General features: G+C 70.3%; 22 protein-coding genes and 3 pseudogenes. 11 read left to right on the top strand and 14 right to left on the bottom strand.

Translation table 11 applies throughout. From position 1 onward, the window contains the following. Window positions 1–15: 15 nt before the first annotated feature. Both ABZX79_RS08535 and ABZX79_RS08540 read right to left on the bottom strand, forming a co-directional pair. Window positions 16–1,104, bottom strand: coding sequence for a nitronate monooxygenase (locus tag ABZX79_RS08535; RefSeq protein ID WP_355253518.1), 1,089 nt, complete (start codon window positions 1,102–1,104; stop codon window positions 16–18). Then, window positions 1,101–1,736 (bottom strand): flavodoxin family protein, encoded by a 636-nt coding sequence (locus ABZX79_RS08540; protein WP_355253520.1) that lies wholly within the window; start codon window positions 1,734–1,736, stop codon window positions 1,101–1,103. The genes ABZX79_RS08535 and ABZX79_RS08540 overlap by 4 nt, the downstream gene beginning before the upstream one ends. A 125-nt stretch (window positions 1,737–1,861) precedes the next feature. On the opposite strand from ABZX79_RS08540, the gene ABZX79_RS08545 reads away from it, so the two are divergent. Continuing rightward, window positions 1,862–2,464: a TetR/AcrR family transcriptional regulator gene (locus tag ABZX79_RS08545; protein WP_355253522.1), complete on the top strand. Its 603-nt coding sequence runs from the start codon at window positions 1,862–1,864 to the stop codon at window positions 2,462–2,464. Window positions 2,465–2,551: 87 nt separating this feature from the next. After that, window positions 2,552–2,848 carry an antibiotic biosynthesis monooxygenase gene (locus tag ABZX79_RS08550; protein ID WP_355253524.1) on the top strand — a complete coding sequence of 99 codons (297 nt, stop codon included), beginning with the start codon at window positions 2,552–2,554 and terminating at the stop codon, window positions 2,846–2,848. Window positions 2,849–2,991: 143 nt separating this feature from the next. Here the strand turns inward: ABZX79_RS08550 and ABZX79_RS08555 are convergent, their stop codons facing one another. Further along, window positions 2,992–3,738 (bottom strand): transglycosylase family protein, encoded by a 747-nt coding sequence (locus ABZX79_RS08555; RefSeq protein ID WP_355253526.1) that lies wholly within the window; start codon window positions 3,736–3,738, stop codon window positions 2,992–2,994. A gap of 288 nt (window positions 3,739–4,026) precedes the next feature. Between ABZX79_RS08555 and ABZX79_RS08560 the strand changes: the two genes are divergently transcribed. After that, entirely contained in the window at window positions 4,027–6,051 is a 2,025-nt protein-coding gene (locus tag ABZX79_RS08560; RefSeq protein ID WP_355253528.1) for a PA14 domain-containing protein, read from the top strand. 31 nt (window positions 6,052–6,082) lie between these two features. Next, window positions 6,083–6,850 (top strand): DUF72 domain-containing protein, encoded by a 768-nt coding sequence (locus ABZX79_RS08565; RefSeq protein ID WP_355253530.1) that lies wholly within the window; start codon window positions 6,083–6,085, stop codon window positions 6,848–6,850. A gap of 75 nt (window positions 6,851–6,925) precedes the next feature. Here the strand turns inward: ABZX79_RS08565 and ABZX79_RS08570 are convergent, their stop codons facing one another. The 3 genes from ABZX79_RS08570 to ABZX79_RS08580 form a co-directional block, all read right to left on the bottom strand. Next, window positions 6,926–7,795, bottom strand: coding sequence for a geranyl diphosphate 2-C-methyltransferase (locus ABZX79_RS08570; RefSeq protein ID WP_355253532.1), 870 nt, complete (start codon window positions 7,793–7,795; stop codon window positions 6,926–6,928). A gap of 74 nt (window positions 7,796–7,869) precedes the next feature. Further along, window positions 7,870–9,237: a family 2 encapsulin nanocompartment cargo protein terpene cyclase gene (locus ABZX79_RS08575; RefSeq protein ID WP_355253534.1), complete on the bottom strand. Its 1,368-nt coding sequence runs from the start codon at window positions 9,235–9,237 to the stop codon at window positions 7,870–7,872. Window positions 9,238–9,242: 5 nt separating this feature from the next. Next, a complete protein-coding gene (locus ABZX79_RS08580) occupies window positions 9,243–10,670 on the bottom strand; it encodes a family 2B encapsulin nanocompartment shell protein (protein WP_355253536.1) in 1,428 nt (475 codons plus the stop codon). Between the two features lie 241 nt (window positions 10,671–10,911). Here ABZX79_RS08580 and ABZX79_RS08585 point away from each other — a divergent pair, with 241 nt between their 5' ends. Continuing rightward, window positions 10,912–11,652 carry a protein phosphatase 2C domain-containing protein gene (locus tag ABZX79_RS08585; protein WP_355253538.1) on the top strand — a complete coding sequence of 247 codons (741 nt, stop codon included), beginning with the start codon at window positions 10,912–10,914 and terminating at the stop codon, window positions 11,650–11,652. Between the two features lie 17 nt (window positions 11,653–11,669). On the opposite strand, the pseudogene ABZX79_RS08590 reads toward ABZX79_RS08585, so the two are convergent. From ABZX79_RS08590 to ABZX79_RS08600, 3 genes and pseudogenes are all read right to left on the bottom strand, one after another. Continuing rightward, window positions 11,670–11,852, bottom strand: a pseudogene (locus ABZX79_RS08590) (alpha/beta hydrolase); the annotation flags it as partial. Window positions 11,853–12,110: 258 nt separating this feature from the next. Beyond that, the gene (locus ABZX79_RS08595) at window positions 12,111–13,121 is read right to left on the bottom strand and encodes a CU044_5270 family protein (protein ID WP_355253540.1); all 1,011 of its coding nucleotides are present in this window, start codon (window positions 13,119–13,121) and stop codon (window positions 12,111–12,113) included. Next, window positions 13,109–13,708 (bottom strand): sigma-70 family RNA polymerase sigma factor, encoded by a 600-nt coding sequence (locus ABZX79_RS08600; RefSeq protein ID WP_355253542.1) that lies wholly within the window; start codon window positions 13,706–13,708, stop codon window positions 13,109–13,111. The genes ABZX79_RS08595 and ABZX79_RS08600 overlap by 13 nt, the downstream gene beginning before the upstream one ends. Before the next feature lie 205 nt (window positions 13,709–13,913). Between ABZX79_RS08600 and ABZX79_RS08605 the strand changes: the two are divergent. Continuing rightward, window positions 13,914–14,195, top strand: a pseudogene (locus tag ABZX79_RS08605) (multidrug efflux SMR transporter); the annotation flags it as partial. 10 nt (window positions 14,196–14,205) lie between these two features. Beyond that, window positions 14,206–14,355 (top strand): annotated as a pseudogene (locus ABZX79_RS08610) (SMR family transporter); the annotation flags it as partial. A 142-nt stretch (window positions 14,356–14,497) separates the two neighbouring features. Here ABZX79_RS08610 and ABZX79_RS08615 read toward each other — a convergent pair. Together ABZX79_RS08615 and ABZX79_RS08620 are read right to left on the bottom strand one after the other, a co-directional pair. Next, window positions 14,498–15,349, bottom strand: coding sequence for a cytochrome c biogenesis protein CcdA (locus ABZX79_RS08615; RefSeq protein WP_355253544.1), 852 nt, complete (start codon window positions 15,347–15,349; stop codon window positions 14,498–14,500). 6 nt (window positions 15,350–15,355) lie between these two features. Further along, entirely contained in the window at window positions 15,356–15,937 is a 582-nt protein-coding gene (locus ABZX79_RS08620) for a redoxin domain-containing protein (RefSeq protein ID WP_355253546.1), read from the bottom strand. Between the two features lie 123 nt (window positions 15,938–16,060). Between ABZX79_RS08620 and ABZX79_RS08625 the strand changes: the two genes are divergently transcribed. Continuing rightward, window positions 16,061–16,639: a hypothetical protein gene (locus ABZX79_RS08625; RefSeq protein WP_355253548.1), complete on the top strand. Its 579-nt coding sequence runs from the start codon at window positions 16,061–16,063 to the stop codon at window positions 16,637–16,639. A gap of 13 nt (window positions 16,640–16,652) precedes the next feature. On the opposite strand, the gene ABZX79_RS08630 is transcribed toward ABZX79_RS08625, so the two are convergent. Together ABZX79_RS08630 and ABZX79_RS08635 are read right to left on the bottom strand one after the other, a co-directional pair. Further along, complete coding sequence (locus ABZX79_RS08630; protein ID WP_355253550.1) at window positions 16,653–17,099, bottom strand: hypothetical protein; 447 nt, start codon at window positions 17,097–17,099, stop codon at window positions 16,653–16,655. Next, a complete protein-coding gene (locus tag ABZX79_RS08635) occupies window positions 17,099–17,683 on the bottom strand; it encodes a hypothetical protein (protein WP_355253552.1) in 585 nt (194 codons plus the stop codon). The genes ABZX79_RS08630 and ABZX79_RS08635 overlap by 1 nt, the downstream gene beginning before the upstream one ends. A gap of 208 nt (window positions 17,684–17,891) precedes the next feature. On the opposite strand from ABZX79_RS08635, the gene ABZX79_RS08640 reads away from it, so the two are divergent. After that, window positions 17,892–18,953 carry a serine/threonine-protein kinase gene (locus ABZX79_RS08640; protein WP_355253727.1) on the top strand — a complete coding sequence of 354 codons (1,062 nt, stop codon included), beginning with the start codon at window positions 17,892–17,894 and terminating at the stop codon, window positions 18,951–18,953. Between the two features lie 10 nt (window positions 18,954–18,963). On the opposite strand, the gene ABZX79_RS08645 is transcribed toward ABZX79_RS08640, so the two are convergent. Then, the gene (locus ABZX79_RS08645) at window positions 18,964–22,161 is read right to left on the bottom strand and encodes a hypothetical protein (protein ID WP_355253554.1); all 3,198 of its coding nucleotides are present in this window, start codon (window positions 22,159–22,161) and stop codon (window positions 18,964–18,966) included. Window positions 22,162–22,370: 209 nt separating this feature from the next. On the opposite strand from ABZX79_RS08645, the gene ABZX79_RS08650 reads away from it, so the two are divergent. After that, the gene (locus ABZX79_RS08650) at window positions 22,371–22,781 is read left to right on the top strand and encodes an ATP-binding protein (RefSeq protein WP_355253556.1); all 411 of its coding nucleotides are present in this window, start codon (window positions 22,371–22,373) and stop codon (window positions 22,779–22,781) included. 170 nt (window positions 22,782–22,951) lie between these two features. Further along, window positions 22,952–24,028, top strand: coding sequence for a polyprenyl synthetase family protein (locus ABZX79_RS08655; protein WP_355253558.1), 1,077 nt, complete (start codon window positions 22,952–22,954; stop codon window positions 24,026–24,028). The last annotated feature ends 38 nt before the right edge of the window (window positions 24,029–24,066 follow it).

Below are 24,066 nucleotides of genomic sequence, written 5' to 3' on the forward strand. Positions count from 1 at the left end.
CGGCGGCGTCCCGCGTCATCCCGCCCGGTGTTCTCGGGCCCCCTCCACCAGGGACGCCAGGTACTCCCCCGCACCGACGGACCCTCGCGCGAGCGCCGCCGCCTGGCCTGACCACAGATTGACGTACTCCGCCCGCCCCTGACCGCCCGCCGCCCGGCGGATCGGCTGCATCAGCGCGTTCTGTACGGGGTACGGGGGCACCTCGTCCTCGTACGCCGCCATGTCACGCACAAAGCGGTTCGGGATTCCGCGCGCGGTGCGGCCCGAGAAGAGCCGGGTCAGCACCGTCGTCCGCGCGTCGGGCCCGCTCAGCGCCCGCCGGTGTACGGCACTTGCCCCGGATTCGCGGGTCGCCAGGAATCCGGTGCCGATCTGCACGGCGTCGGCGCCCAGTGCCAGCGCGGCGGCGATGCCGCGGCCGTCGGCGATTCCACCCGCCGCGACGACGGGCACCGACACCGCGTCGGCCACCTGCGGGATCAGGGAGAACGTACCGACCAGGGACTCCCGTACGGGTCTCAAGAACGCACCCCGGTGACCGCCGGCGTCACTGCCCGAGGCCACGACGGCGTCAACGCCCGCTCGCTCCAAGGCGACTGCCTCGTCCACGGTGGTCGCCGTGCCGATCACGGCTGTGCCACGGCGCCGCGCCTCGTCGATCACCCGCCGGGGCGGGATGCCCATCACAAAGCTGATGACGGGCGGCCCGGCCGCCAGCAGGGCGTCCACCTGAGCGCCGAAGTCCAGCCGGGCGCCGTCGACTTCCTCGGCGGACGGCACCGACAGGCCGAGTTCCGCGTAGTACGGAAGCAGGCGTTCGGCATGCCGCGCCAGCTCGGCGTCGTCCGGCCGCAGGTCCTCCTCGCCGTCGAGCGGCACCCAGAGGTTCACGGCGAAAGGCCGTTGCGTACCGGCCTTCAGCTCCGCGACCAGGTCCGTGATCGCCTCCGGGGAGAGGATGTGAGCGCCGTACGAACCGAGCCCGCCGCCTTCGGACACCGCCACGGCCAGCGCGACGGAGGACAGCCCACCGCCGAACGGCCCCTGTACGACGGGATGGTCGATGCCCAGCAGCTCGCCGAGCCGTCCCGCAGCGGCGCTCATGCCGTCACCGCCAGGCGGGCGGCGGCCTCACGGCCGAGAGCGAACTGCAGCGCTGTACGCGCGACTCGCTGCCCCAGGTGGTGTGCCGTACGCAGATCCGATTCGCTGGGCGCCTGCTCGGCGCTGAGGTCGGAGGACGACTGCGCCATGGCGCCGACGAACCCGCCCATCCGGTTCAGGTCCTCCGGTCCGCCGGACGAGGTGTAGATCCAGCCGGGAAGCAGCCCCAGGGGTATCCAGTTCATGCCGTGCTGCGCGGCCAGCACAGCCATCGACAGCAGCGCGTTGTCCTTGTTGCCGTTCACACCCGCCGAGTTGGTGAACCCGGCCGCCAGCTTTCCCTGCCAGCCCCGCTCGGCCCAGACCGGCGCGCTGGCCTCCGCGAACTGCTGGAAGACGGCCGACGTACTGCCCATGTAGGTCGGCGAGCCGAATATGACGGCCTCGGCGGAGTCCAGTGCCGCCCAGAGCCCGGCGTCCAGCGTGGTGACGTCCCGTGTATCGGCACGGACCCCGGGCACCGAGTCGACGCCCGCGGCGACGGCGGCGGCCTGGCGAGCCGTGTGCCCGTAACCGCTGTGATGGGCGATGACGACAGAGATCGGTACTGCGGGGATGGGCACCACGGACATGGAGGTCCTCCAGTGTCGTCGACGGAGCGTTTCCCCGTCGCTGCGAGAACGACACTAGACGACCGGTCAACTAAAAGGCCATAGGGGCGGGTGCCGAATAGTTGACCGAACGTATACTCGCCCCCATGGGACGCACGAGCACCGCACGCGAACGGCTCCTCGACGCCACCTGCGAGCTGATGCAACGGCGCGGCTACAGCAGCCTGGGCATCGCCGAGATCTGCACCAGTGCCGACGTGAAGAAGGGCAGCTTCTACCACTTCTTCGCGTCGAAGCAGGCCCTCACCGTGGAAGTGATCAATGCGTACTGGCACGGTCAGCGCGCCGACTGGACCGCCGAACTGGCCGGCTGCGACCCGGCGTTGACTCGCCTCCAGCGCCTCCTGTACGCCATGACATCGACCCAGCGGCGCAGGAAAGAGACTGCCGGAGCGGTCGAGGGATGCCTGCTGGCCAACCTCGCCATCGAACTCAGCACGCAGGAACCCGACGTACGGGCCCGGCTCGACGAGATCTTCGACGAGCAGACCGCGCTCGTCACCGCCACACTCCAGGACGCGGCAGCCGAGGGCAGCATCCCCCGGACCCGGGCCACCACCACCACGGCACGCGCCGTCGTCGCCCAGCTCGAAGGCCTGGTCCTCTTCGCCAAGCTCAAGAACGACCCGTCCCTCCTGGACGACCTGTGGCCGCACACCCTCCTCCTGCTGGGCGCCGACCGCCAATAGCGCGCGCGGAGGCGGCCGCGGCGCCAGGGACCTAACGTGGTCCGAGAGAGCGCCTTCAATCCGACCGGCGCTCGGGAGGAGGCCACGATGGACGAGCACTTCGTCTGGGTGACGACGCGCCGCATCAAGCCGGGTGCCCTGGAGGACTTCGAGCGGGCCTGGCGGCCGGGGTCGCATCCGCACGGCATGCTCCGCGCCTTCGCCTACTGGTCCGAGGACGGGCAAGAGGTCACCGGCGTGTCGTTCTGGGACTCCAGGCAAGCGTGTGACTCCTGGCGTGCCTCCGACGCGGAGAAGCGGCGCCGAGATGCCATGGCTCCGTACGTCGTCGAGGAGCGGGAAGGCTTCTACCGCGGCGGCGAGCTCTCGCTGTCCAGCGTGTAGCAGCCGGTGGTCACGGGCGTCGGCTGGATGACGAAACCGAATCCGGGCGGCGGCCTGACGGTTTCCGTCGCAGGACCTGTGCTTGACCGACCGGCGCCGGGCCATACCCACTCCCGCTCCCACTCCTGAACACGATCCGCGCCTCATGCGTGCAGTCGCAGACGCTGGCCGGGGTAGATGCGGTCGGGGCCCTCGTCGAGCTTGTGCCTGTTCAGTTCGTACAGCGCCTGTGTGCCGCCTCGGACATCGGCGCGGTCCGCGATGACGGAGAGGCAGTCACCCGGTTGTACGACGTAGGTCTGCGCGGTGATGGCCTCGTGGGAAATCCGGGGCGGCGCGGGAACCGCTGCCTGAGGCTGGGCCTGACGCTGGGGTTGTGTCTGGGGCTGTGCCTGAGGCTGGGCCTGAGGCTGAACCTGACGCTGCGGCTGGGCGGTGGCGGCGGGGGCGCCGGCTGCCGCGTTTCCAGAGCCGGTGGCAGTGTGACTACTGCGGCGACCGCAGTTGGGCCACGCCGACAGGCCACGGTCCTGGGCGACTCGCGCGGCGACGGTGATCTGCTCGGAGCGCGAGGCCAGGTCGGCGCGTGGGGCGTAATGATGGCCGCCGTACGCACGCCAGGTGGAGCGGTCGAACTGCAGTCCACCGTAGTAACCGTTGCCGGTGTTGATGTTCCAGCGGCCGCTGCTCTCGCAGGCGGCGATGCTCTCCCAGTCGGTCTGTGCCGGAACCGACCGCAGCGGAGCCGACTGCGCCGAGACCGAGTGCGTCGCGGCACTCGTCGTGGCGCTCGCCGTGCTCTGGCCGGCCAGGCCCAGAACGCTCAGCAGGACGAGAAGCAGAGACAGCATCGTTTCGACTGACCGCTTGGCAAGGGGTGAAGACGACATCCGGGTTCTCCTCCGCTGACTTCCGGCAGCGCCGTGACGCAGTGCCCGCCACGGCCGGTGGGCTTGCAACAGATAACCCGCCAGTACGCTTTTCGGCGTGCACGCCGAACGCGACGTGCCGGGCGTTCACTCGCTTGGAGGCCCCGTACGCCGCCCCTGATCACGTCGCATAGACTCCGCCCTCGGCGGAAGATCAGCCCCACCTGAACCCGCCCGCTCACGTCGCGCTTCCCCCTCCCCCCGCACCGCGACATCTGCGTTCTCCGGGCTTGAAAGGGCTGTTCACCCGTGACCCCCACCCCTCGCAGGCGGCTTCGTGCCGCCGCCGCGCTGTTCGTTGTCTCCGCGACAACCGGCGGTCTGCTCACCACCGTGTCCGCCACGGCCGCGTCCGCCGCCGTCAGCTGTACGTCCCCCTCCTTCACGCGGCAGTTCTTCGCCAATACGACGTTCTCCGGTACGCCGAAAAAGACCGACTGCGATTCGGCGATCGACCAGGACTGGGGCACCGGTTCCCCCGCCACCGGCGTACCGAGCGACAACTTCGGCGTCCGCTGGTCGCTGACCAGGGACTTCGGTTCCGGCGGTCCGTTCGCTCTCACCGCCGCCACCCGTGACGGCATACGCGTGTACGTCGACGGCGTACGCAAGATCGATGTCTGGAAGAACGTCTCCACCACCCAGACCAAAACGGTCAACCTCACCATCCCCTCCGGCAAGCACACGCTGCGCGTCGACTTCGTCAACTGGACCGGCCCGGCGAACGTCAAGTTCGCCTATACGCCCAGGACTTCGGCCACCGTCGACAAGGTCAAGCCGCTCGTGCCGACCGGCGTGAAGGCGGTTCTCGACAACGCCACCGCCCAGGCGAAGGTGTCGTGGCCGGCGAACAAGGAGATGGACCTCGCCGGCTACCGCGTCTACCGCCGCCTCGCGGGCACCAGCACCTACACCCACGTCAAGACGACCACCGCGACCACCTACGCGGGCCTCCCGCCGGAGGCCGGGCGTACGTACTACTACGAGGTCCGCGCCTACGACAAGGCCGGAAACGCCTCCGCCGGCAGCGCCGACCAGCCGGTGACCACCATCGCCGTCACCACCCCGGCCGATCTCGCGGCGCGGGGCGTGGACGCCGGCATCGCGCTGACCTGGAAGCCCGTCCCCGGGGCGGTCCGCTACAACGTGCTGCGCGACAACCTTTCCGGCGACGACCTGGTCCGTACGACCACGGCCACGAGCTTCACCGACACCACGGTCGCGCGCTCCGAGACGTGGATGTACCGGGTGGCGGCCGTGGACGGCGCCGGCCGGGTTTCGGCGTACACCGCCGAGTACAACCCCGCCGCCGAGGCCCGCCGCCCCGTCGCGGCGCCGCACGACGTCACCGCGACGCCGGGGATCAGCAAGGCCGTCGTGCAGTGGAAGATCAACCCGGACACGGACGGCGACTACTTCGGCTTCCACGTCTACCGTTCGTCGACGCTCCCCGTGGACACCTCCGCCGAGCCGGTGCGGTGCGACACCACCTCGAAGGGGCTCACCGACGGCCGGATCCAGTACACCTGCACCGACTCCTCGGCGGGCAGCGGCGCCAAGTACCACTACGTGATCAAGGGGCACGACGACCGCCTGGTCAAATCCCTCCCCTCCCCGACGGTGACCGTCACCACGCTCGAAGCGGACGAGACGCCGCCCGCCGCGGTCACCGGGCTGACCGCCGAGGCGACGGAGTACGGCATCGTCCTGGACTGGGACAGCAACACCGAGCCGGACCTGAAGCGGTACGAGGTCTACAGTGGCGAGCTGCTCGGTGACGACGAGGAGCAGGTCTGCTGGGCCTCCGCGATCGAGTACTTCGGTCCGGGTGACACGGCCTACACCCACGAGCGGCTTCCCGACGGCGAGGAGAAGTGCTTCTTCATCGACGCCGTGGACACCTCCGGCAACTCCAGCTTCAAGTGGACCCGTAACGCCAATGTCGTGGTCGTCACCGAGAAGGACATGACGCCGTCCGTCGAGACCCCCGACGGTTCCCCGGTCTCGCTCACCGCGTACCCGGGAGAAGCCCCCGGCTCGGTGGAGCTCACCTGGGACGGCGACGGCGACGCGACCGGCTACCTGGTCCACCGCTGGAACCCGGCCACCGAGGCGTACGAGAAGCTGACCGCCGAGCCCGTCACCGGGCAGTCGTACACGGACGCCGCGGCCCCGACCGGCACCACCCACTTCTACCGGGTGACCGCCGTGTACGCCGACGGGACGCAGTCGGCCCCCGACGCGGACTGGGTGATTCTGGCGCCCGTGCAGTAGCGCCCGTGAAGGCATGGGCATGGATCGGACCATGCCCATGCTCGTCGGAACCTCCGGGTGGCAGTACAAGGACTGGCGCGGCGTCTTCTATCCGCCCGAGCAGCCGCAGCGGCTCTGGCTGGAGGAGTACGCCCGCCACTTCGCCACGGTCGAGAACAACAACGCCTTCTACCGGCTGCCCAGCAGGGAGATCTTCGCCTCCTGGCGGGAGCGGACACCGGACGGCTTCGTCATGGCGGTCAAGGCCAGCCGCTACCTGACCCACCTGAAGCGGCTGCGCGAGCCCGGGGAACCGGTGAGCCGGCTGATGGACCGTACCGAGGGCCTCGGCGACCGCATGGGGCCCGTACTGCTGCAACTGCCGCCCAACTTCCGGCAGGACACCGGGGCTCTGGACGCCTGCCTGAGCTGCTTTCCCCGCTCGGTACAGGTGGCCGTCGAGCTCCGCCACGCCTCGTGGTGGGAGGCGGAGCGGGAGCTGAGGGCGGTGCTGGAACGGCACGGGAGCGCGCTGTGCTGGGCGGACCGGGGTTCGCGCCCGGTGACGCCACTGTGGCGTACGGCGTCCTGGGGGTACGTACGGTTCCACGGCGGCAGCGCCGAGCCGCCGCCGCGCTACGGCCGTCAGGCGCTGGCGTCCTGGGCCCGGCGCATCGCGGACGCCTGGCCGGACGAGGCCGATGTGTTCGCGTACTTCAACAACGACGCGGGCGGCGCGGCCGTCGTGGACGCCGCGCTGTTCGCGCGGGCGGCGGCCGCGCTGGGCCGGACGGTGAGCCGCACGCCCGCGCCCCCGTGAGCACGGCAGTGCTTCCCGGCACACAAAAGCCCCGAGCCGAAGCGGCCCGGGGCTTTTGTGGTGTCGCCGCGGTTCTCAGACGCGGTCTGCGGCGATCAGCAGGTAGTGGAAGCTGCCTTCCTTGTACGCCGTCAGGAACGGGTCCTCGATGCCCGTGGCCACCGAGCACTTCTCGCGCAGCTCCCAGTACGGGATGGTCTGGGCGGTGAGGTCGACGACGTTGATCGGGACCAGGCTGTTGGCGGCCATCGCCCGGAAGTACTCGCTGCGCGGGTGGATGTTGCAGGTGTAGTGCTCGTCGATGCGGCTGACGGCCTTGGACCTGCCGCCGGTGACGTCGTTGTAGCACCCGGTGATGCAGACGTACCGGCCGCCGTACTCCAGGAGGCGCGAGAACTCGCCGAAGAGCTCGGACAGGTCGACGTACATGGTCGTCTCGTTGGTCCAGATGCCGCGGCGCGAGCCGGTTTCCAGGCCGGTGTCGAGCATGTTCCGGAAGTGGAACTTCACCCGGTCGGACACGCCCCGCTCCTCCGCCTGGGAGTTGGCGAAGCTGACCTGCTGCTCGGAGATGCTCACGCCGTCGACCTGACAGCCGAAGCGCTGGTTGGCCATGAAGCTGGTGCCGCCCCGGCCGGAACCCGCGTCCAGCAGGCGGTCCCCGGGGCCGATGTCGCCCAGATGGTCGAGGAGGACTTCCGCCTGTGCGGTCTCCAGGCGGTGCAGCTCCTCGATGATGCGCTGGTCCCTCGTGGCCTCGGGGCCTTCCAGGACGGAGGGGTCGTAGTCGCCGATGCCGTAGTGGTGGTGGTAGAGGCCGTCGACCTCGCCGAGACGGATGTTGACGGGGTCTTTCTCGGCGTTCCAGTACCGCGCGACGGACTTCTGGTACTCGGTGCGCAGCACACGGTCAGCGGCTGCCATCTCCGTCTGGGTGGTGGGCATGTGGGGTTCTCCTTGCGTACTGAGAGGGGGAAGAGTTACGGGGGGGAGCAGAGAGGGGGATGCGGTCGGTCGCCTTACGCGTAGCGCGCGCTGCCCGCGTGCCATTCGCGGTTGCCGCCGACCCAGGCCCACGTTCCGGCGAGGAAGCGGCGCAGCTCGGGCGAGCCGACGAGGGAGAGAGCGGCGGCCTCGGCCTCGAAGGTGTGCATCAGCTCGTCGTGGATCTCGACGCTCAGATCGACCGCTTCCTGCAGCGAGCACTGCTCCTCGGCGGCGATCAGCATGGGCAGGCTGAAGTCCGTGGGATCTTCCTTGCCCATCGAGTACAGGTCGTTCATGAGTACGGTCGCCGTGCCGGCCAGGTTGAACGCCCGCCGCACCCGGGGATCCGAGAACTCGGCCATCGGGACCTCGTAGCCCGCGATGGCGTCGACCAGCACCATGCACGGGATGAAGCTGTTCTCGTGCCGGTGCATCAGGTACTCCCAGACCGGCGGGGTCTGGCCGGTCGTGTGCCAGTTCGCCTCCTGGTTGTACGCGACGAACATGATGGCCAGCTCGTGACGGAGCCGGCGTACCTGGGTCGTCGAGGCGTACTGGAGGAGGTTGTCCAGGGCGGAGCGCAGTGCCTTCGCGACCGGGTCCTGCTGCACGACCTGCTCCAGCTGCGGTGCGTAGCGCAACGGGAGCTGGGCCTGGTCGATCACCGAATGGCAGATGGCCAGGCGCTGGCCGATCAGGTCATGGCGGGCCTCCTCGACCTCACCGTCGACGATGTGGTCGTCGACGGCCCACTCGGACAGTCCGCACTTGGCGGCCGCCAGCAGCCGGTCCGGATCGTCCGTCTCGGGATGGCCGAGCATCATGAGGCGCCCGAAGTTGGCCGAGCGGACCTTGTCGAGCTGACCGGGGTAGATCCCGACCTCCTCGGCCCACGCGACCAGCCGCTCGTTGACCACCTCGCCGAGGGCGGGATCGTCGCGGACGGCGGGCGGACAGTAGAGCGCGGGCCGCGCCGGAGCCGCCGCACGGCCCTGCCCCGGTTTCTCCCCCGCGTGAGGGGAAGAGGCGGGGACGGGGGCGGAGGCGGGCCCGGAGACGGGAGCCGGGCCGGCGGCGGGCGCCGGGAAGCGCACCGCCGACGTGCCCAGACCCGCGGGGCCGGCGAGCAGGCGCCGTACAGCCGAAGCCGACGCCGACGCCGACGCCGCCACGGACGCCGCCACGGACGTCGACGCGGACGCCGATCCCGGCCCCGTCGCCGGAGCGGGGCCGCGTGCCGGACTCAACCCCATGGGGCTGAGCATGGGGGTGGTGGAAAGCTTCGGCGGCGCGAGGACGTCCCTCCTCCCGGGGCGTCTCGGGTCCGACAGCAGGGCCGCCACCAGCCCCGCCATTTCGTGGCCGGCCGCGGGTGCGGCGGCCCGGGAGATCAACGACACCGCCGTCAGCTCCCGTTCGTACGGGAAACCTCGACGTTTTCGAGGATGCCCAGCGCGTCCGGTACGAGCACCGCGGCGGAGTAGTAGGTGCTGACCAGGTACGAGATGATCGCCTTGTCGTCGATGCCCATGAACCGCACGTTCAGCCCCGGCTCGTACTCGTCCGGAATGCCGGTCTGGGTCAGGCCGATCACACCCTGGTCGCTCTCGCCCGTACGCATGGCGATGATCGAGGAGCAGTTCGAGCTGCTGATCGGGATCTTGCCGCACGGCAGCAGCGGCACACCCCGCCAGGCGGGCAGGTGGTGGCCGTTCACCTCCACCGGGGTGAAGTAGATGCCGCGCTTGTTGCACTCCCGGCCGAAGGCGGCGATCGCGCGCGGGTGGGCGAACATGTACTTGGTGCCGCGCCGCATGCTCAGCAGCTCGTCGAGGTCGTCCGGGGTGGGCGGGCCCGAGTGGGTCGAGATCCGCTGGTCGTAGTCGGCGTTGTTCAGCAGCCCGAACTCTTTGTTGTTGACGAGTTCGTACTCCTGGCGCTCACGCAGCGCCTCGATGGTCAGCCGCAGCTGCTGCTCGGTCTGGTTCATCGGCTCGTTGTAGAGGTCGGCGACGCGGCTGTGGACCCGCAGCACGGTCTGCGCCACGCTCAGCTCGTACTCGCGCGGCTTCAGTTCGTAGTCCGCGAAGGCGCCCGGCAGCATCGCCTCGCCGACGTGCCCGGACCCCAGCGCGATGTCGGCCTCACCGTGCCGGTTCATCGGCTGGTGCCCGTTGGAGCTGACCTCCTGCACGTGCATCTTCAGCTTCTCGTACCGGTCGGCCACCCCCTTGTACGCCGTGAGCGGCAGCGCCAGCACCGTGGTCGCGGTCGTCGCGCGGACCGTGAACTCCCACTTGAGGGGCTTCCCGGACAGCACCTTGCCGCCGAAGGTGTCACCGTCGGCCAGCAGGCCCAGGACCGACTCGTTGCCGTACGGTCCCTGGCCGACCTTCTGGACCTTGCCGTGCGCGATCAGGTACACGTGATCGGCCTTGCGGCCCTCCTGCACGATGAGCTGGCCGGGCTCGTACTCCTTCTGTACGAACTTCTCCGCCAGCGCCCCCAGCGCGTCGTCGTCCTGGAAACCCTGGAGCAGCGGCAGCTCGCCCAGCTCGGCCGGGATGACCTGGACCTTCGAGCCGGTCTTGATGAAGGTGACGCGCCCGTCACCGACCGCGTACGAGAGCCGGCGGTTCACCCGGTAGGTGGCGCCCGCTACATTCACCCACGGCAGCATCCGGGACAGCCAGCGCGAGCTGATGCCCTGCATCTGGGGCTCGGACTTGGTCGTCGTCGCGAGGTTCCTCGCGGCCGCCGTACTCAGGCTCTGCTGCTTCTGCTGCTCTTCCACCGCGTTCGCCATGGTGGGCGCGCTCGTCTCGACCGACATCGGCTGCCTTTCCTTGTGACCTCTGCCCGGCGGAACAGCCAGGCACGATTACTCTCGGTAGGAGAATGGCCGAACGATGTCACTTTCCGTGACTGGCGCGCGGGTGGACGGAAGCACGCCACCAGCTCCGCGCGCCCCCTTACACACCCCCGCGCGCCCCCTCAGGGCGCTCTGAGGGGCGCGTCGGCGTGACAATGGAAGTGAGGACAGGCCTTCCGTTACGGAGAGGCGGGACATCGCGGTGCCGTACATAACTGTGACTGCCTTGAGCCATGCCGGACTGATCCGCGATCACAACGAGGACAGCCTCGTCGTCGGACCGTGGACCCTGTGCGACACCGTGACCGAGAATCCCCAGACGCTGGTGTTCCCCCTCGGCACACCGCTGGTCGTGGCCGTGGCGGACGGGCTGGGCGGGCAGCCGGCCGGGGAGGTGGCCAGTTCACTGGTCGTACGCCAACTCGCCTCGCTCGGCCCTTCCTTGGACGACGAACAGTCTGTCCGTGACGCTCTGGACATCTGCAATCAGGCGGTCTACTCGGCAGCTGACGGCGATCCGGAACTGATCACCATGGGAACCACGGTCGCGGGCACCGTCGTCATGGCGGATTCACTGATGTCGTTCAACGTCGGCGACAGCAAGGTCTTCGCCGCCGGCCAGGACGGACTGCGCCAGGTGAGCGTGGACGACAGCCCGCTGCCGGCGCCCGGACATCGCACCACGTCAGCCGTCACCCAGACGCTCGGCGGCAGCCCCTCGTTCAGCGCCGTCACACCCCATGTGGCGACCCACCCCCTGTCCACGGGCGATCGCTACCTGGTGTGCACCGACGGGCTGACCGACCCGTGCCCGGACGAGGAGATCGACAGCGTGCTGCGGGAGCACGACGGCGGCAGGGCCGCCTTCGAGCTGTGGAAGGCGGCCATCGAGGCCGGAGGCCCGGACAACATCACGCTCGCGATGGTCCGCGTCGGCGAGTAGGGAGCCTTCAGGGGCGTTCAGTCCGCGCAGTAGGTGTCGCGCCCCGGGCGCCCGCCTGTCGTGAGGAAGGTGGTGACCTCCCGGTCGCCGCAGGCGTTGCCGTTGCCCAGGTAGACGCCGTGGCCGCCGTGCCCGACCGTGACGAGGCGGGCGCGGTCGCCGAGTGCCTGGCGCATCTTCAGGGCGCCGGAGTACCGGGACCGCCGGTCCGGGCGCAGGGCTGCCACGCGAGAGCGGGCAATCCGGTGACGGCGGCGTTGGCGGCCGGCACAGCGCTCAGTGTGGACGCGACGGCTGCGGCGGAGAGTGCGAGGAGGAGTGTCCTGGTGGCCCTGTGGGAGTAAGTCCTCATGCGACAAGGGTTGTTGAACGGATCGCCCCTGCCCATGCGGCAGGCATGACACCGCAGGTGGGGGTAGCCCCCGCAAGCGCCACAAGGGCCACCCCCGGTCAGGCCCTCACGACGTCAGCCCCTCCGCGTCGACCACCGCGGCCTTCGTCCGGGCCACGCTGTAGAGGATGTCCCCGGCCTTGAACTTCTGGCTCGGGTCCTTTTTCCCGTCGCCCATGGTGACCCCGTCGGGCATCTGCAGGGTGTACGTGTAGTCCTCGGCGGCCACGTCACGCATGCCCAGGTAGCCGTATCCGCGCGGGTCGATGAGGAACTCCCGGCGCATGTGCGACTCGCCGCCTTCGTCGCGGGTGATCGCGATGGCCTCGCGGCCGGCGGCGTCCCGTACCAGATGGTCCGTCACCTGTACGCCGGGAACGGTGGCCATCGCCCGGTACAGCCGGGCAAGCGCGTCCGGCGGCAGCGGGTAGGACTCGATCACCGCACCCAGCGCGCGGAAACTGTGCCGGGCCTCGTCCTCGGGAGGCCCGTTCTTTCCGGTGCCCGTCGGGTAGAACGCGCGCACCTTCTCCAGCAGCCGCGCCGGATCGTCGGGCAGGGCGGCAGCGGCCCGGTAGATCTCGCGGGCCGAGTATTCGTCGTCGTCCTTCCCGTCCTCGGCGGCGGGATTGTCGTACGGCAGCCAGGAGTCCGGTTCGTACGTGACCTCACCCGTGGCAAATCCGCCGAAATCCTTCCCCCCAGCCTGTTTGCCGAGCACCGTCCGCGTGTAGATCCACTGGTCGGCGCGGGGCTCCGGAGCGGCCTGCTGCCGCTCCAGGTGATCAGCGGCCCGGTTCAGTACCTCGGCCGGGCTGCCGAGGCTCAGTACGCCCGACGCCGCGGGCCCGGCGGGATCGGGCGCGGACGCGCCGACGAGCTGGGTGCCCAGCAGGGCCGCAGCGGTGATCGCCGCCGCCGCGCCGACGGAGGCGATGCGCCAGTCGGCGCGCAGGCGGCGGGACCGACGGCCCCCGGCGAGAGCTTCGGTGAGCCGCTGACGGCCCGGGGCGAGTGCGGCGCGGTCGGGGGTGGGGGCGTCGGCGCGCATCGCGCGCAGCTGGGTCATTTCGTCCATGACGGGTTCAGCTCCATGACGTCGGACTTGACGAAAGCGGGGTCGGCGCTGAGCGCCTCGCGGACCTTGCGGCGGGCACGGTTGAGCCGGGAACGCACGGTGCCCAGCGGGATGTGCAGGGCTTCGGCGACCTCCTGGTAGCCGAGGTCGGCCCAGGCGACGAGCAGCAGGACGTGCCGGTCGCCGGACGAAAGACCGGCGAGCGCGCCGGCCAGCGGCGCCTGCGCGGCGATCCGTTCGTCGCAGCGCTCGCTCCAGGAGGCGGCGACCGGGTCGTCGCCGGTACGGGCCATGGCGCGCAGCGCCCGTTCCTCGCCGCGCCGCTGCTTGCCGATGAGGTTCGCGGCGATGCCGTACAGCCAGGGCCTGGCGTTGCCGCGTGCGGTGTCGTACCGGCGGCGGCTGCGGAACGCGATGAGGAACGTCTCCGCAGTGATGTCGTCCGCCGCGCCCTCCCCGAGGCGGCGGGCGGCGTAACGGTGGATGTCGGCTGCGTAGCGGTCGTAGAGGCCGGCGAAGATCTCCGGCTGCTCCAGCGACTGGGCGACGACTTCGGCGTCGTCGGTGGTGGCCGGTGGTCCGGTCACGTCGGCTCCTAGGGGACGGCGGGTGAGCGTGTCACCCCTTGTTGCCCGGTGACGCCAGAAAGGTTCACGGGACAACACCCGCCCCTGGTGGTGAGCCTGGGTAATCGATCGTTCCGCAGATCGGCATTGTTCCGGACGGGTCGCCGAAGGACCTTTGGGTGGTCACTAACGATCTCCAGCACACCCACCCAGCTTCACCAAGCTCTGGCCGTCACTGCTGACCGCCGCCGCGGCGGCCGGCGGGATCTTCTTCCTCAGCCTGGCGCTGAAGTCGCTCGACGTCGGCGTCGGTTACACCGTCTGGACGGGCATCGGCACGGTCGGCACGGTCACGTTCGGCACGCTGATCTTCGACGAGGACCTCGGCGTCGGCAAGGTCCTCGCGTTCGTACTCATCATCGGCGGCGTCCTCGGCCTCAAGCTCGCCGACCGCCTGACCCCCACCCCGAGCCCCGCTATCGCCCCCACCCCGTCCCTCCACTCCTAAGGAACAAGCCATGGCCTGGATCTACCTCGCGATCGCCATCGTCTTCGAGATCGCCTTCGCCCTCGGCACCAACGCCACCAAGGGCTTCACGAAGCTCTGGCCCTCCGTCTTCACCGTGCTCGCCGCGGCCGGTGGCATCTATACGCTCAGCCTCGCCCTGAAGTCACGAAGCCGAGCCCTTCCTCGGCCCGCGAAACCTCGCCCACGTCATCATGACCGTAGCGCTCGCCAACGCCCTCGACCGCGTGTCCGTCACCGCCCGCCGCCGCCCACCCACCCCCCGCTGACCGCGAGAACCGACCTCAGCCGACGCTGCGGCGACGGCGGTGACGCAGCGCCAGAGCACCGGCCAGCAGTACGGCGAACGCGCCGGCGACCGCCAGTATCCCGGCGCCGTCCAGCGCCTCGGCGATGTTCCGCTGTACGGCGCCGGCCCCGTCCACGACGGGATCCGTGACCAGTTCACCGCGCAGCACGCGGATCTCGTACCAGCCGTAGTACGCGACGTACGCCCCGACGAGCAGCAGCAGCCCGCCGCCGATCCTGGGCGCGAACGCCCCGAAGCGGCGCAGCCGCGAGACAGCGGTCGAGCGCGTGAGCGCGATGGTCAAGGACGCCGCGCCGACGATCAGCCCCATGCCCGCGGTGTACGCCGCGAACAGCGCCACACCGTTCACAGTGGACCCGCCGCGGAACGCGGACACGACGATGGCGAGGAACGGGGCGATGGTGCAGCCCAGGGACGCGGTCGCGTACGCCATGCCGAACAGCGCCATCGAGGGCACATTCCGCGTCACCTTGGGCGCACGCCGCAGTTTCGGCGCCAGAGCGGGGAGCTGACGCCCCGCCAGCAGCCACGCCCCGCCCCCGGCGAGGACCACCCCGAAAACGACGGTGAACCAGGGCAGATGCTGCTGCACCTGCCCCGCGACGGGCAGTACGGCGAGTCCGAAGACCCCGAAGAGCGTGGCGAAGCCGGCCGTGACGGCGGCGGTGGCGGTCAGCGCGCGGCCGACCGCGACAGCCCTGGTGGGCGAGTCACCGCCGAGGACCAGGATCGAGAGGTAGGCCGGCAGGAGCGCGAACCCGCACGGGTTGACGGCGGCGAGCATCCCCGCGGTCAGGGCGAGGGCAAGGGGCAGGTCGGCGAACATCGCGGGTCAGCCGGTGAGCTTCGCGACCTTGTCGGCGAGCCCCTTGCCGCCGGGAAGCACGCCGGTGAAGGCGGTCTTGCCGTCCTTGTCGAGGACGACGTACACGCTCTGCTCGGTGATCTCGAACCGCTTCCAGACGTCACCGGCCTCGTCGGCCACATGCGGAAAGGAGTCACTGTCCGTGGACGATACGAAGTCACGCATGGCCGGGTTCTTGTCGAGCCCGGCCACCCCCACCACGTTCGCCTTGCCGGCGAAGTCGGCGGCGACCTTCGTGGTCTCGCCGGCCTGGGCGCGGCACTTGGGGCACCAGGGCGCCCAGAACCACAGCACGGTGGGCTTCCCGGCGAGTGTGGCCGCGTCGAAGGGCTTGCCGTCGACGGTGGTGCCGGTGAAGCGCAGCACCTCGGGCACGTCCGCGGAACCGGTGGCACCCGCGCCCGACGACGCCGGGCCGGAAGCAGGTGCCGGCGACGAGGAACCAGCCCCCTTGTCGGAGCCGGAGCCGGAGCCGGAGCCGGAGCCGCACCCGGTCACGGTGAGCACAGCGGCGGCCAGGACGGCCGGAAGGAACGAGCGGGCACGCATGTCGGCTCCAGGGGTTCGGGATTCGGCTTCGAATGTAGATCCACCGGGCCGGGAGAACGGCGGCCGAAGTGCTTACGGTTCGATGACGTCACCAGACGACCACCGCCCCATGGAGACAAGCGCGTGAACCCCCGCACGACCACAACAGCCCGTACCGTCACCAACGTCCTCCAGCCCCGCAACGTCCTGCTGGCGGGCATGACCGGCATCGGGCTTGCCGCCGCCGGCGACTGGACCGGGCTGCTGTGGGGCCTGCTCGGCGCGCTGTGCGCGGGCATCGTCCCCGCCGGCTACATCGAATGGGAGCGCAAGCGCGGAACGTGGGGCGACCGGCACGTCGTCGACCGCACCAAGCGGGCCCCGATCTTCTTCGTGATTCTCGGCTCCGTAGGCGCCGGTTCGCTCGTCATGCTCCTCGCACAGGCCCCCACCGGCATACTCTTCGCGATGCTCGGCCTCTGGGCGATGACCGTCCTGCTCCTCACCGTGAACACCGCCTGGAAGATCTCGGTGGACTCGGCGGTCGCGTCGGCCGTCGTGGCACTGCTCGCCGTCGTGCACTCCCGCTGGTGGCTGCTCGCCTACGCCATGACCGCCGCCGTCTGCTGGTCCCGCGTCGCCCTCCGCTACCACACCGTCGCCCAGACCGTGGCGGGAGCGGCCTTGGGCGCGGCCACCACCACAGCCTTCCTGTTCGCCTGAACCTCCACGGCCCTCACACGGGATCGAAGCCGGTCAGGAAGTGCTCGAGAAGAGCCCTGCGGCCTTCCCTCTCCGCGAGTTGGCCGGCCACCCAGAGGAAGAAATCGTCGGCGACTGTGTCAATCCAGTCGTACGTCGGATCGAACGGCCCGGGGTCCGGAGCCGGGCAGCGCACCTCCAGTTCCGTGCCCTCGCCGCCGAGGACGGTGAACACGTGCGCCCCGTCCGGCCGCCGGGCATGGCGCACCACAACCGTCTCGCAGTCCCAGCGATGCTCCCCGTACTGCAGCCACAGCTTCCCGGCGTCGGCGTACAGGGCAGCGGCCTGCCCACCCTCACCCCCGGGCAGCCGGACGAACCCATGGCAACGGCCGGATGCCGGCGCCGAAGCCCCCGTCAAGGGGTCCAGTGCCCACACCCGGCCGTGGTGGTCGTAATCCTGCAGAGCTATGACGTACATCAGTGGCGAGGCTCCAGCCCGAGTTCCCGGTCGATGGCGGCGTTGCTGCGGGTCGCGGCGTCGATGACCTTGGCCCAACTGCCGTACCTGGCGTACTGCTGATCGGCCGTCGGCCCCAGCGGGTTGCCGTACTTCTCCATATTGCGCGCCTCCAGCGCCGCGACCGCCTCCTCGGACATACCGGCCCGGGTGATGTCCTTGGCCTCGTTGCGCAGGTCCACCAGCCGCCGCGCGATCTCCTCGTCGTCGCGGCCGTCGGCGCGCATGTCGGCGGCCGTCTGCTCCATCCGGTCGAGCAGTTGGTGGTAGCGGATCCGCACCTCCCGCGCCTCGGCACGCTCGGCGGGGCTCATCTCCCGGATTCGGCAGACGACGGGATCGCTGCTGGTGCACGGCTCGACGGCGGGGGCCGGCGCCCCGACGACGGCCGTCCTGTACGCCGAACCGCTCGCGGCGTCGGCCCAGGCGGACCCGGCCGAGAGCGAGAGGCCGGTGAGCACCATGAGTACGGTCAGCAGCAGAGCGCCGGAACGGCGAAAAGCCTGCCGCACAGGCAGCGACAGCCCAAGATCAAATGCGTTCATAGCGGGATTCTCGCCGCGAAGCCCGCCATACCCGCGAAGGCTCGCGCGGGGACGAGCCCCGTACCGTAACTGCCGCCCTCACCGGAAGGGGCGACAACGGGGTGAAGTAGGTTCAGCAGCCTTGAGATTGTCACAGTGAATCGGGGTTGGTGCGCAAGTGCTGGTGGCGGACAGATACCGGCTGGACACACCCATCGGGCGGGGCGGGATGGGCGAGGTCTGGCGGGCCACGGACGAGGTGCTGGGCCGGCCAGTCGCCGTCAAGCTGCTGCTCGGCAACGGTGCCGACGCGTCAGCAGCGGCCCGATTCCGCCTGGAGGCCCAGACCGCCGCCCGGCTGAGTCACCCTCACCTAGTGGCGGTGTTCGACTTCGGGGCCTGGGACGACCGCTTCTACCTCGTCATGGAACTCGTCGAGGGAACGAGCCTGGCTCAGACCCTCGTCTCCGAAGGGGCGTTGCGCGCCGAGCGGGTCGCCAACATCGCCGCTCAGGCAGCCGCCGGCCTCGCCGCGGCCCACCGCCAGGGCGTCGTGCACCGCGACATCAAGCCCGGCAACCTGATGACGAGTCACGACGGAACGGTCAAGATCGCGGACTTCGGCATCGCCCAGTTCGTCGACGACCCCGCCACCGCGCTCACCACCGCCGGCCAGATCGTGGGCACCAGCCTCTACCTGGCCCCGGAGCGCGCGCTGGGCAGACCCGCGGGCCCGGCCTCCGACATGTACTCCCTCGGCTGCGTGCTCTACCAACTGCTCGCCGGCCGCCCGCCGTTCCAGGCCGACACCGCCACCGGCACGCTGTACCAGCATGTGGACGCCGCGCCCGTACCGCCGCGGAACCTCGGCGTCGACGTACCCGCCCCCTTCGAGGCGTACCTCCTCGGCCTGCTCGCCAAGCAGCCGGAAGACCGCCCCACGGCCCAACAGGCCGCCGACTGGTTCCGCCAGGACTCCTGGCGGGGCCACTCCCAGCCGCTCCCCCCGACGCCCCCGGTGAGCGGTCCGCCGCCGCAGGCCACGACGACGTACTCGCTGCCGTCCACGGGCACCCCGCGCCCGGCGTCCCGCCGCCGCGCGGCGCCGCCGATCCAGCGGCCGAGCACCCGGGTGTTCGTACGCCGCCGCCCTCGCGTGGCGAGCGCGATCGCCGGTGCGATCGCCTTCCTGGCGGCGGTACTCATCGGCATGGCCTGGATGTCCCCCGCACCCAGCAATGCCGAAACCCCGGAGCCCGGCCCCGGAACGACCGCGGAGTCCCCCGAATGAGGTAACGGACTCAGCGGGCGACCGCCGACGTCGGCTTGCTGAGGGCGGTTCCGCTGGTGTGGCCGGTGCGGCGCGCGGTGACCTTCACGGTGATCTTCTTGCCGGCCTGGGCGGACTTGAGGACCAGCGAGGACGTGGTCGCGCCCGTGATCGCCGTACCGTTCGCGTACCACTGGTAGCCGTACGACGTCGGGGCGGGCGTCCAGGTGCCGTGGGCGGCCTTGAGCGTACGCCCCACCTTGGCCGTGCCCGAGATCGCCGGTGCCGTGGTGACCTTGGGGGCACTGCCCTTGGCGACCGTGACGGCGGCGGTGGTAGCAGCACCACTCGGGTGCCCCGTGCGGCGGGCGGTAACCGTAACCGTGAGCTTCTTGCCCAGCAACGAGGCCGGGACCGTGTACACCGACCCGGTGGCCCCCGAGATCGCCGTGCCGTCGGCCTTCCACTGGTAGCCGTACGACGTCGGCGCAGGCGTCCACGTCCCCGTCCCGGCGGTGACCTTGGCCCCGACCTTCACCGTGCCACCGATCTTCGGCGCCACAGTGTTCTTCACCGGCGCCGGCGTCACGCTGAAGGTGCCGCGCAGGTACTGCCCCGCGTTGTGCGCGAGGACGCTGAGGCTCCAGTCGCCCGGCGCGGCCCCGGTCAGGTCCAGGACGGCCGTCAGGGTCTTCCGGTCGGCCGACACCGAGGTGGTGGTGCCCACCAGCGTCTTGCCGGCGAGGCTGATCCGGACCTTGTCGTCCTTGTGCAGCGCGGTCCCCGTCACCTTGACGGTGGCCTTGGCGCCGCTCACTCCGGTGGCGGGCGTCACGGCGGCGACGCTGACCTTCTCGGTGCCGCAGAGGGTGGACCAACAGGTGAGTTCCGCGCGGTACGCGGTCTGCGACGCCTTCTCGGGCAGCCCCAGGAGCAGGATGCTCGGGCTGCCGGCCGCCGTGTACGACCCGTTCACGGCGCATTCGTACCCGGTGGGGACGTACAGCGTGCACCCGTTCATGAGGCTGCCGCTGCCACTGCCGTACAGCGCGGGCACCGCGGTCTCCGTGCCCCCGGCGGTGTCGCTGATCGCCACGTCGAAGCGGTCGTTGTACGCCGTGGGAAGCGCCGCGCAGACGGCGGTGCGCTGCTCGTTGAGCGTGCCGCTGATCGGCCCGTACCCGTAACTGACGTTCGGGACCTTCACGCACTCGGCGGCCGGACCGGCGGCCGTGGCGATGCGCAGCGCGTCGAAGCGGTAGGAGGCGGGCGCCTTCAGGCTGGACGGGACGGCGAGCAGGACCTGGTAGCGGGTCGAACCCGTGGCCCCGCACGCCCTGTTGCGGTTCGAGCAGACGACCTCGCCCTCCGCGTCGAACGCCAGGATGTTCGCGGTGCCGAGCGAGTCGCGCACGTCGAGGTGGAGGCTGTCCTTGACGTCGGCGGTGGTCACCTGGCGGCAGATCAGATCGCCCGGCGCCCCCATCGCGCCGCCCGTGGACGGACCGCCCACCGCAGTGGCCGGGTTGGCGGTGCAGCCCTTCGCGGTCCCCGTCACATCCCGTCGGGTGAGGGCGTACGTGGCTTCGGCGTCACCACCGGTCACCAGCACGGTGTGCGCGACACCCGGGGTGAGGTAGCAGGTGCTCCAGGAAGTCCGGACCCAGCAGGCCTGCTTGCCGGCCGCGTCCACGACCGACACATGGGCGGGGGACGTGCCGGAGAGGGCCTTCAGCTGGACGTTTTCCACCGCGCTGTGGTCGGCGGCCGGGATGCTCAGGCAGTGCGAGAAGACCCCGCCGCCCGTGCTGAACCGCGCCGAGGGGCTCGCACTGGTGAAATCGCCCGCCGGGAGGACCAGGCAGCCGCTCTCCGCGTCCGTGCGGTGCAGAGCGAGGCGGTACGAACCGGTCCCACTGCCACTTGAGGCCAATGCGCGGAACGGAGCCTTTCCGGTGAGCTCGCACGTACCGTCGGAGAGCGAGCCCCACTCGCACCGCCCGATCCCGTCGGCGTCGACAACGGTGACCTCGGGTCGCGGCGCGGGCGCGTTCAGGGCCTTCAGCGCGGCCATCCGGGCGCCTGCGGGAAGCGGCAGCGTGAGGCAGTCGACCTCGCCCGAGACCGCGAAGGTGCCCTCGTACGTGCCCAGTTCGGCGGGCTCGCAGCCGGCCGTGCCGGCGCGGTCGAGAACAAGGGTCGCGTGATCCGTGAACACCGTGTAATCACCGGCGGCAGGCAGGCTGCACGGCTGCTGCGACGTACGGCAGACCGTCTTCCCGTCCCGGTCGTACACGGCGAGCGCGGACCGCGAGCCGGACCGCACCTCGTACACGTCGTAGCGCCCGGCGGCCGGGATGCTGAAGGTCTTGCAGCCGGTGGCCGGGTCCGCGGTCGTCGGCGCGGAGTTGTAAGCGTTCAACGCAACGCTCGCGCAGCCGACCGGTTCGGAAAGACGGCGTACCTTCAGGCTGTACGCCGCCGGGAAGCCGCCCTCGACCTCGGTGACGCGGCTCAGAACCCGGTAGGGCCCGTCGCCGGGCAGCACACATCCCTCACTGCCGTCCTCGTTGGAACGCGGGCAGATCCGGTCACCACTCTCGTCGCTGATCCACGACTCACGGCTCCCGTACTTGACGATGGTGAACTCGGAAGTGATCCGCTCCCCGGCCGCAGCTGTGAAGGGGTGGCAAAGAATCGCCGTCGAGGCGACCGCCGAGCCGGAGACGACCGCGCCGTCCCACGACGTACCGGACTCCGCCTCACACCCGACGCTCGTGGCGAGCGGAACAACAGCGACGGTGACGTCTTCCGCGTCCCACCCGCGATTGACGGCCTTCACCGTGAAGGCCCCCGCGCGCGGCAAGTCGCACCACCCCTCACCCTCACCCTCACGGCACGCCACTTCAGCGTCCCCGTCGAAGACCTGGAGATACGTCTCGTTGTGCTGGTCGTCCAGCAGCACACGGTGCAGACCGGGACTGTCGGCACTGAAGGTGAAGCAGGCACTCCCCTCATCAGGGACGGTCGCCCTGCCCACGGCGGATCCCGGGTCCCCGAAGGGAGCAAGAGGAAGGACAGCGCAATCGCCGGCCGCCGCTGCGGCGGTCTTGGCGGACGCCGCCCAGGCCGCGCCGGTCGGCAGCAGCAGCGAGACGAGGATCGACACCGCGAGCAGCAATGAGGTGTACGACGCGGTTCTCGCGGCCGTACACGGGTGCTGAGACATTCCGTTCCCCCCGGAGCGGTCAGATGGAGGCCGGAGCACTCCGGGCCCTCGGTGACCGCGATGATCGCACAGATGTTTCACCGGAGGGACACATATTTGTACGCCGCGACCGCACGGCAGGGAAGGCGTGAAGTTAGCTCTGGGTAAAGCAGGGCAGAAGCCCCAGGGTCACCGGAGCAGGGCTTCCTATTTCATCGGGGGTGAACGACATGAACCGCACGCAGACAACCTGCGGCCGAAGGCGCGGGCTCGCCGAACGGACCACACGTCCGGACACGGCGGCCGAGGCGCGCGACACCGCTCGCGAGTTCCTCTGCGGCCTGGCCCCGGCGCCCACCCCGGAGACCACCGACAACGTGGTTCTGGTGGTCTCCGAGCTGGTTACGAACGCGCTGAGGCACGCAGGCGGCATCACAAAGCTGCGACTGGTGGCGGGCCGGAACACGGTGGAGATCACCGTGCAGGACCCCAGCCCGTCCCGCCCCCGCCCACGCCACCCGGACATCACCGGCTACGAGGGCGGTTACGGCCTGACCCTGGTCAACTTCCTGTCCCGCTTCGTCACGGTCAGCCCGTCCCCGGAGGGCGGCAAGGCCATCTGCGCGGCCGTCAGCCGCTGACCGCCGCGACGAAGGCGGCGAAGGAGAGGGCACCGGCCAATAACTCCCTCTCCCACATGGCTAATTACGGACGATCATTAATTGGTCCGCATCTCACCTCTTCCAGTGATCTCGTGATCGCCAGGGCCGGTCGCACTGTGTGACGCACCCGATGTCGGTTAGCTGGGCGCGTGCCTAACGAACTGCTGACATTCCCCCGCCCTGCCCCCGCTCCCCAGGCCGGTGTGGAAAAAACGGCGGTCTTCTCCTGGGCCCGCGAACTGGTACTCCCCGCATTGCGCAAGGCGGTGGAAGAACTGCCCGCGCCGGAACGCCGTATCACCGGTTATCACCGGGGCTGGAACGAGGCCGACGGCAGCCCCACGCCGGCACCGACGGGCGAGGGCGCGGGAAAGGCCGTGCGGCCCGCGCTGGTTTTCCTCTCGGCAATGGCGGTAGGGGCGGCGGCCGAATGCGCCATCCCGGGCGCTGTCGCGGTCGAGTTGGTGCACGATTTCTCACTCCTCCACGACGACGTGATCGACGCCGACAGACTTCGACGGCACAGGCCCGCCGCCTGGGCGGTGTACGGCGCACCCGCTGCCGTGCTGGCGGGCGACGCGCTGCTCATCAGCGCGCTGTCGACGCTGACGGCGTCCACCACCCCCCATTCGGCCTCCGCAGTGAAGGAGTTGTCCTGGGCCCTCGACGGCCTGCTGCGCGGCCAGAGCCAGGACGTCGCCTTTGAAGGCACCGACCGCGTACCGGCAACCGACTACCTGGCCATGGCCGCCGGGAAGACGGGAGCGCTGATGGGCTGCGCCTGCGCGCTGGGCGCGGTGCTCGCCGGGGTGCCCGAGGAGCGGGTGAGCGGGCTGCGGGACTTCGGCCGCCATCTGGGCGTCGCGTTCCAGTGCGTGGACGACCTACTGGGCATCTGGGGCAGGACGGAACGCAGCGGAAAGCCGGTGGGCGCGGATGTGGCGGCGCGCAAGAAGTCCCTGCCGGTCGCCGTGGCCCTGGCCGCCGCCGGCGAGGCGGGTGAACGGCTGCGCTCGCTCTACAGCCGCCCGCAGTTCCTGAGCGAAGCCGACATCGCCCTGGCCACCGACCTCATCGAGCAGGCCGGCGGCCGCGAGGCGACGGAGCTGGAGGCCAAGCGGCAGATGACGTCCGCGATGCGGGCGCTGGCGCGGGCCGAGCCCGTACCTGCCGTGTACCGGCGGTTGCAGGACATCGCGATGCTGCTGACCCATCGCGACCACTGAAATTCGGCGTAACCGGCCGGGGCCTGTCACCGTTCAAT

The sequence above is a fragment of the Streptomyces sp. NPDC002994 genome (genome assembly GCF_040611155.1).
In the GTDB taxonomy this organism is placed as follows: Bacteria; Actinomycetota; Actinomycetes; order Streptomycetales; family Streptomycetaceae; genus Streptomyces.

Excerpts from the sequence above, each read along its gene's own strand:
- ABZX79_RS08535 (WP_355253518.1), bottom strand. The coding sequence starts at position 1,104 with ATGAGCGCCGCTGCGGGACGGCTCGGCGAGCTGCTGGGCATCGACCAT.
- ABZX79_RS08540 (WP_355253520.1), bottom strand. The coding sequence starts at position 1,736 with ATGTCCGTGGTGCCCATCCCCGCAGTACCGATCTCTGTCGTCATCGCC.
- ABZX79_RS08545 (WP_355253522.1), top strand. The coding sequence starts at position 1,862 with ATGGGACGCACGAGCACCGCACGCGAACGGCTCCTCGACGCCACCTGC.
- ABZX79_RS08550 (WP_355253524.1), top strand. The coding sequence starts at position 2,552 with ATGGACGAGCACTTCGTCTGGGTGACGACGCGCCGCATCAAGCCGGGT.
- ABZX79_RS08555 (WP_355253526.1), bottom strand. The coding sequence starts at position 3,738 with ATGTCGTCTTCACCCCTTGCCAAGCGGTCAGTCGAAACGATGCTGTCT.
- ABZX79_RS08565 (WP_355253530.1), top strand. The coding sequence starts at position 6,083 with ATGCCCATGCTCGTCGGAACCTCCGGGTGGCAGTACAAGGACTGGCGC.
- ABZX79_RS08570 (WP_355253532.1), bottom strand. The coding sequence starts at position 7,795 with ATGCCCACCACCCAGACGGAGATGGCAGCCGCTGACCGTGTGCTGCGC.
- ABZX79_RS08580 (WP_355253536.1), bottom strand. The coding sequence starts at position 10,670 with ATGTCGGTCGAGACGAGCGCGCCCACCATGGCGAACGCGGTGGAAGAG.
- ABZX79_RS08595 (WP_355253540.1), bottom strand. The coding sequence starts at position 13,121 with ATGGACGAAATGACCCAGCTGCGCGCGATGCGCGCCGACGCCCCCACC.
- ABZX79_RS08615 (WP_355253544.1), bottom strand. The coding sequence starts at position 15,349 with ATGTTCGCCGACCTGCCCCTTGCCCTCGCCCTGACCGCGGGGATGCTC.
- ABZX79_RS08620 (WP_355253546.1), bottom strand. The coding sequence starts at position 15,937 with ATGCGTGCCCGCTCGTTCCTTCCGGCCGTCCTGGCCGCCGCTGTGCTC.
- ABZX79_RS08630 (WP_355253550.1), bottom strand. The coding sequence starts at position 17,099 with ATGTACGTCATAGCTCTGCAGGATTACGACCACCACGGCCGGGTGTGG.
- ABZX79_RS08635 (WP_355253552.1), bottom strand. The coding sequence starts at position 17,683 with ATGAACGCATTTGATCTTGGGCTGTCGCTGCCTGTGCGGCAGGCTTTT.
- ABZX79_RS08640 (WP_355253727.1), top strand. The coding sequence starts at position 17,892 with ATGGGCGAGGTCTGGCGGGCCACGGACGAGGTGCTGGGCCGGCCAGTC.
- ABZX79_RS08645 (WP_355253554.1), bottom strand. The coding sequence starts at position 22,161 with ATGTCTCAGCACCCGTGTACGGCCGCGAGAACCGCGTCGTACACCTCA.
- ABZX79_RS08650 (WP_355253556.1), top strand. The coding sequence starts at position 22,371 with ATGAACCGCACGCAGACAACCTGCGGCCGAAGGCGCGGGCTCGCCGAA.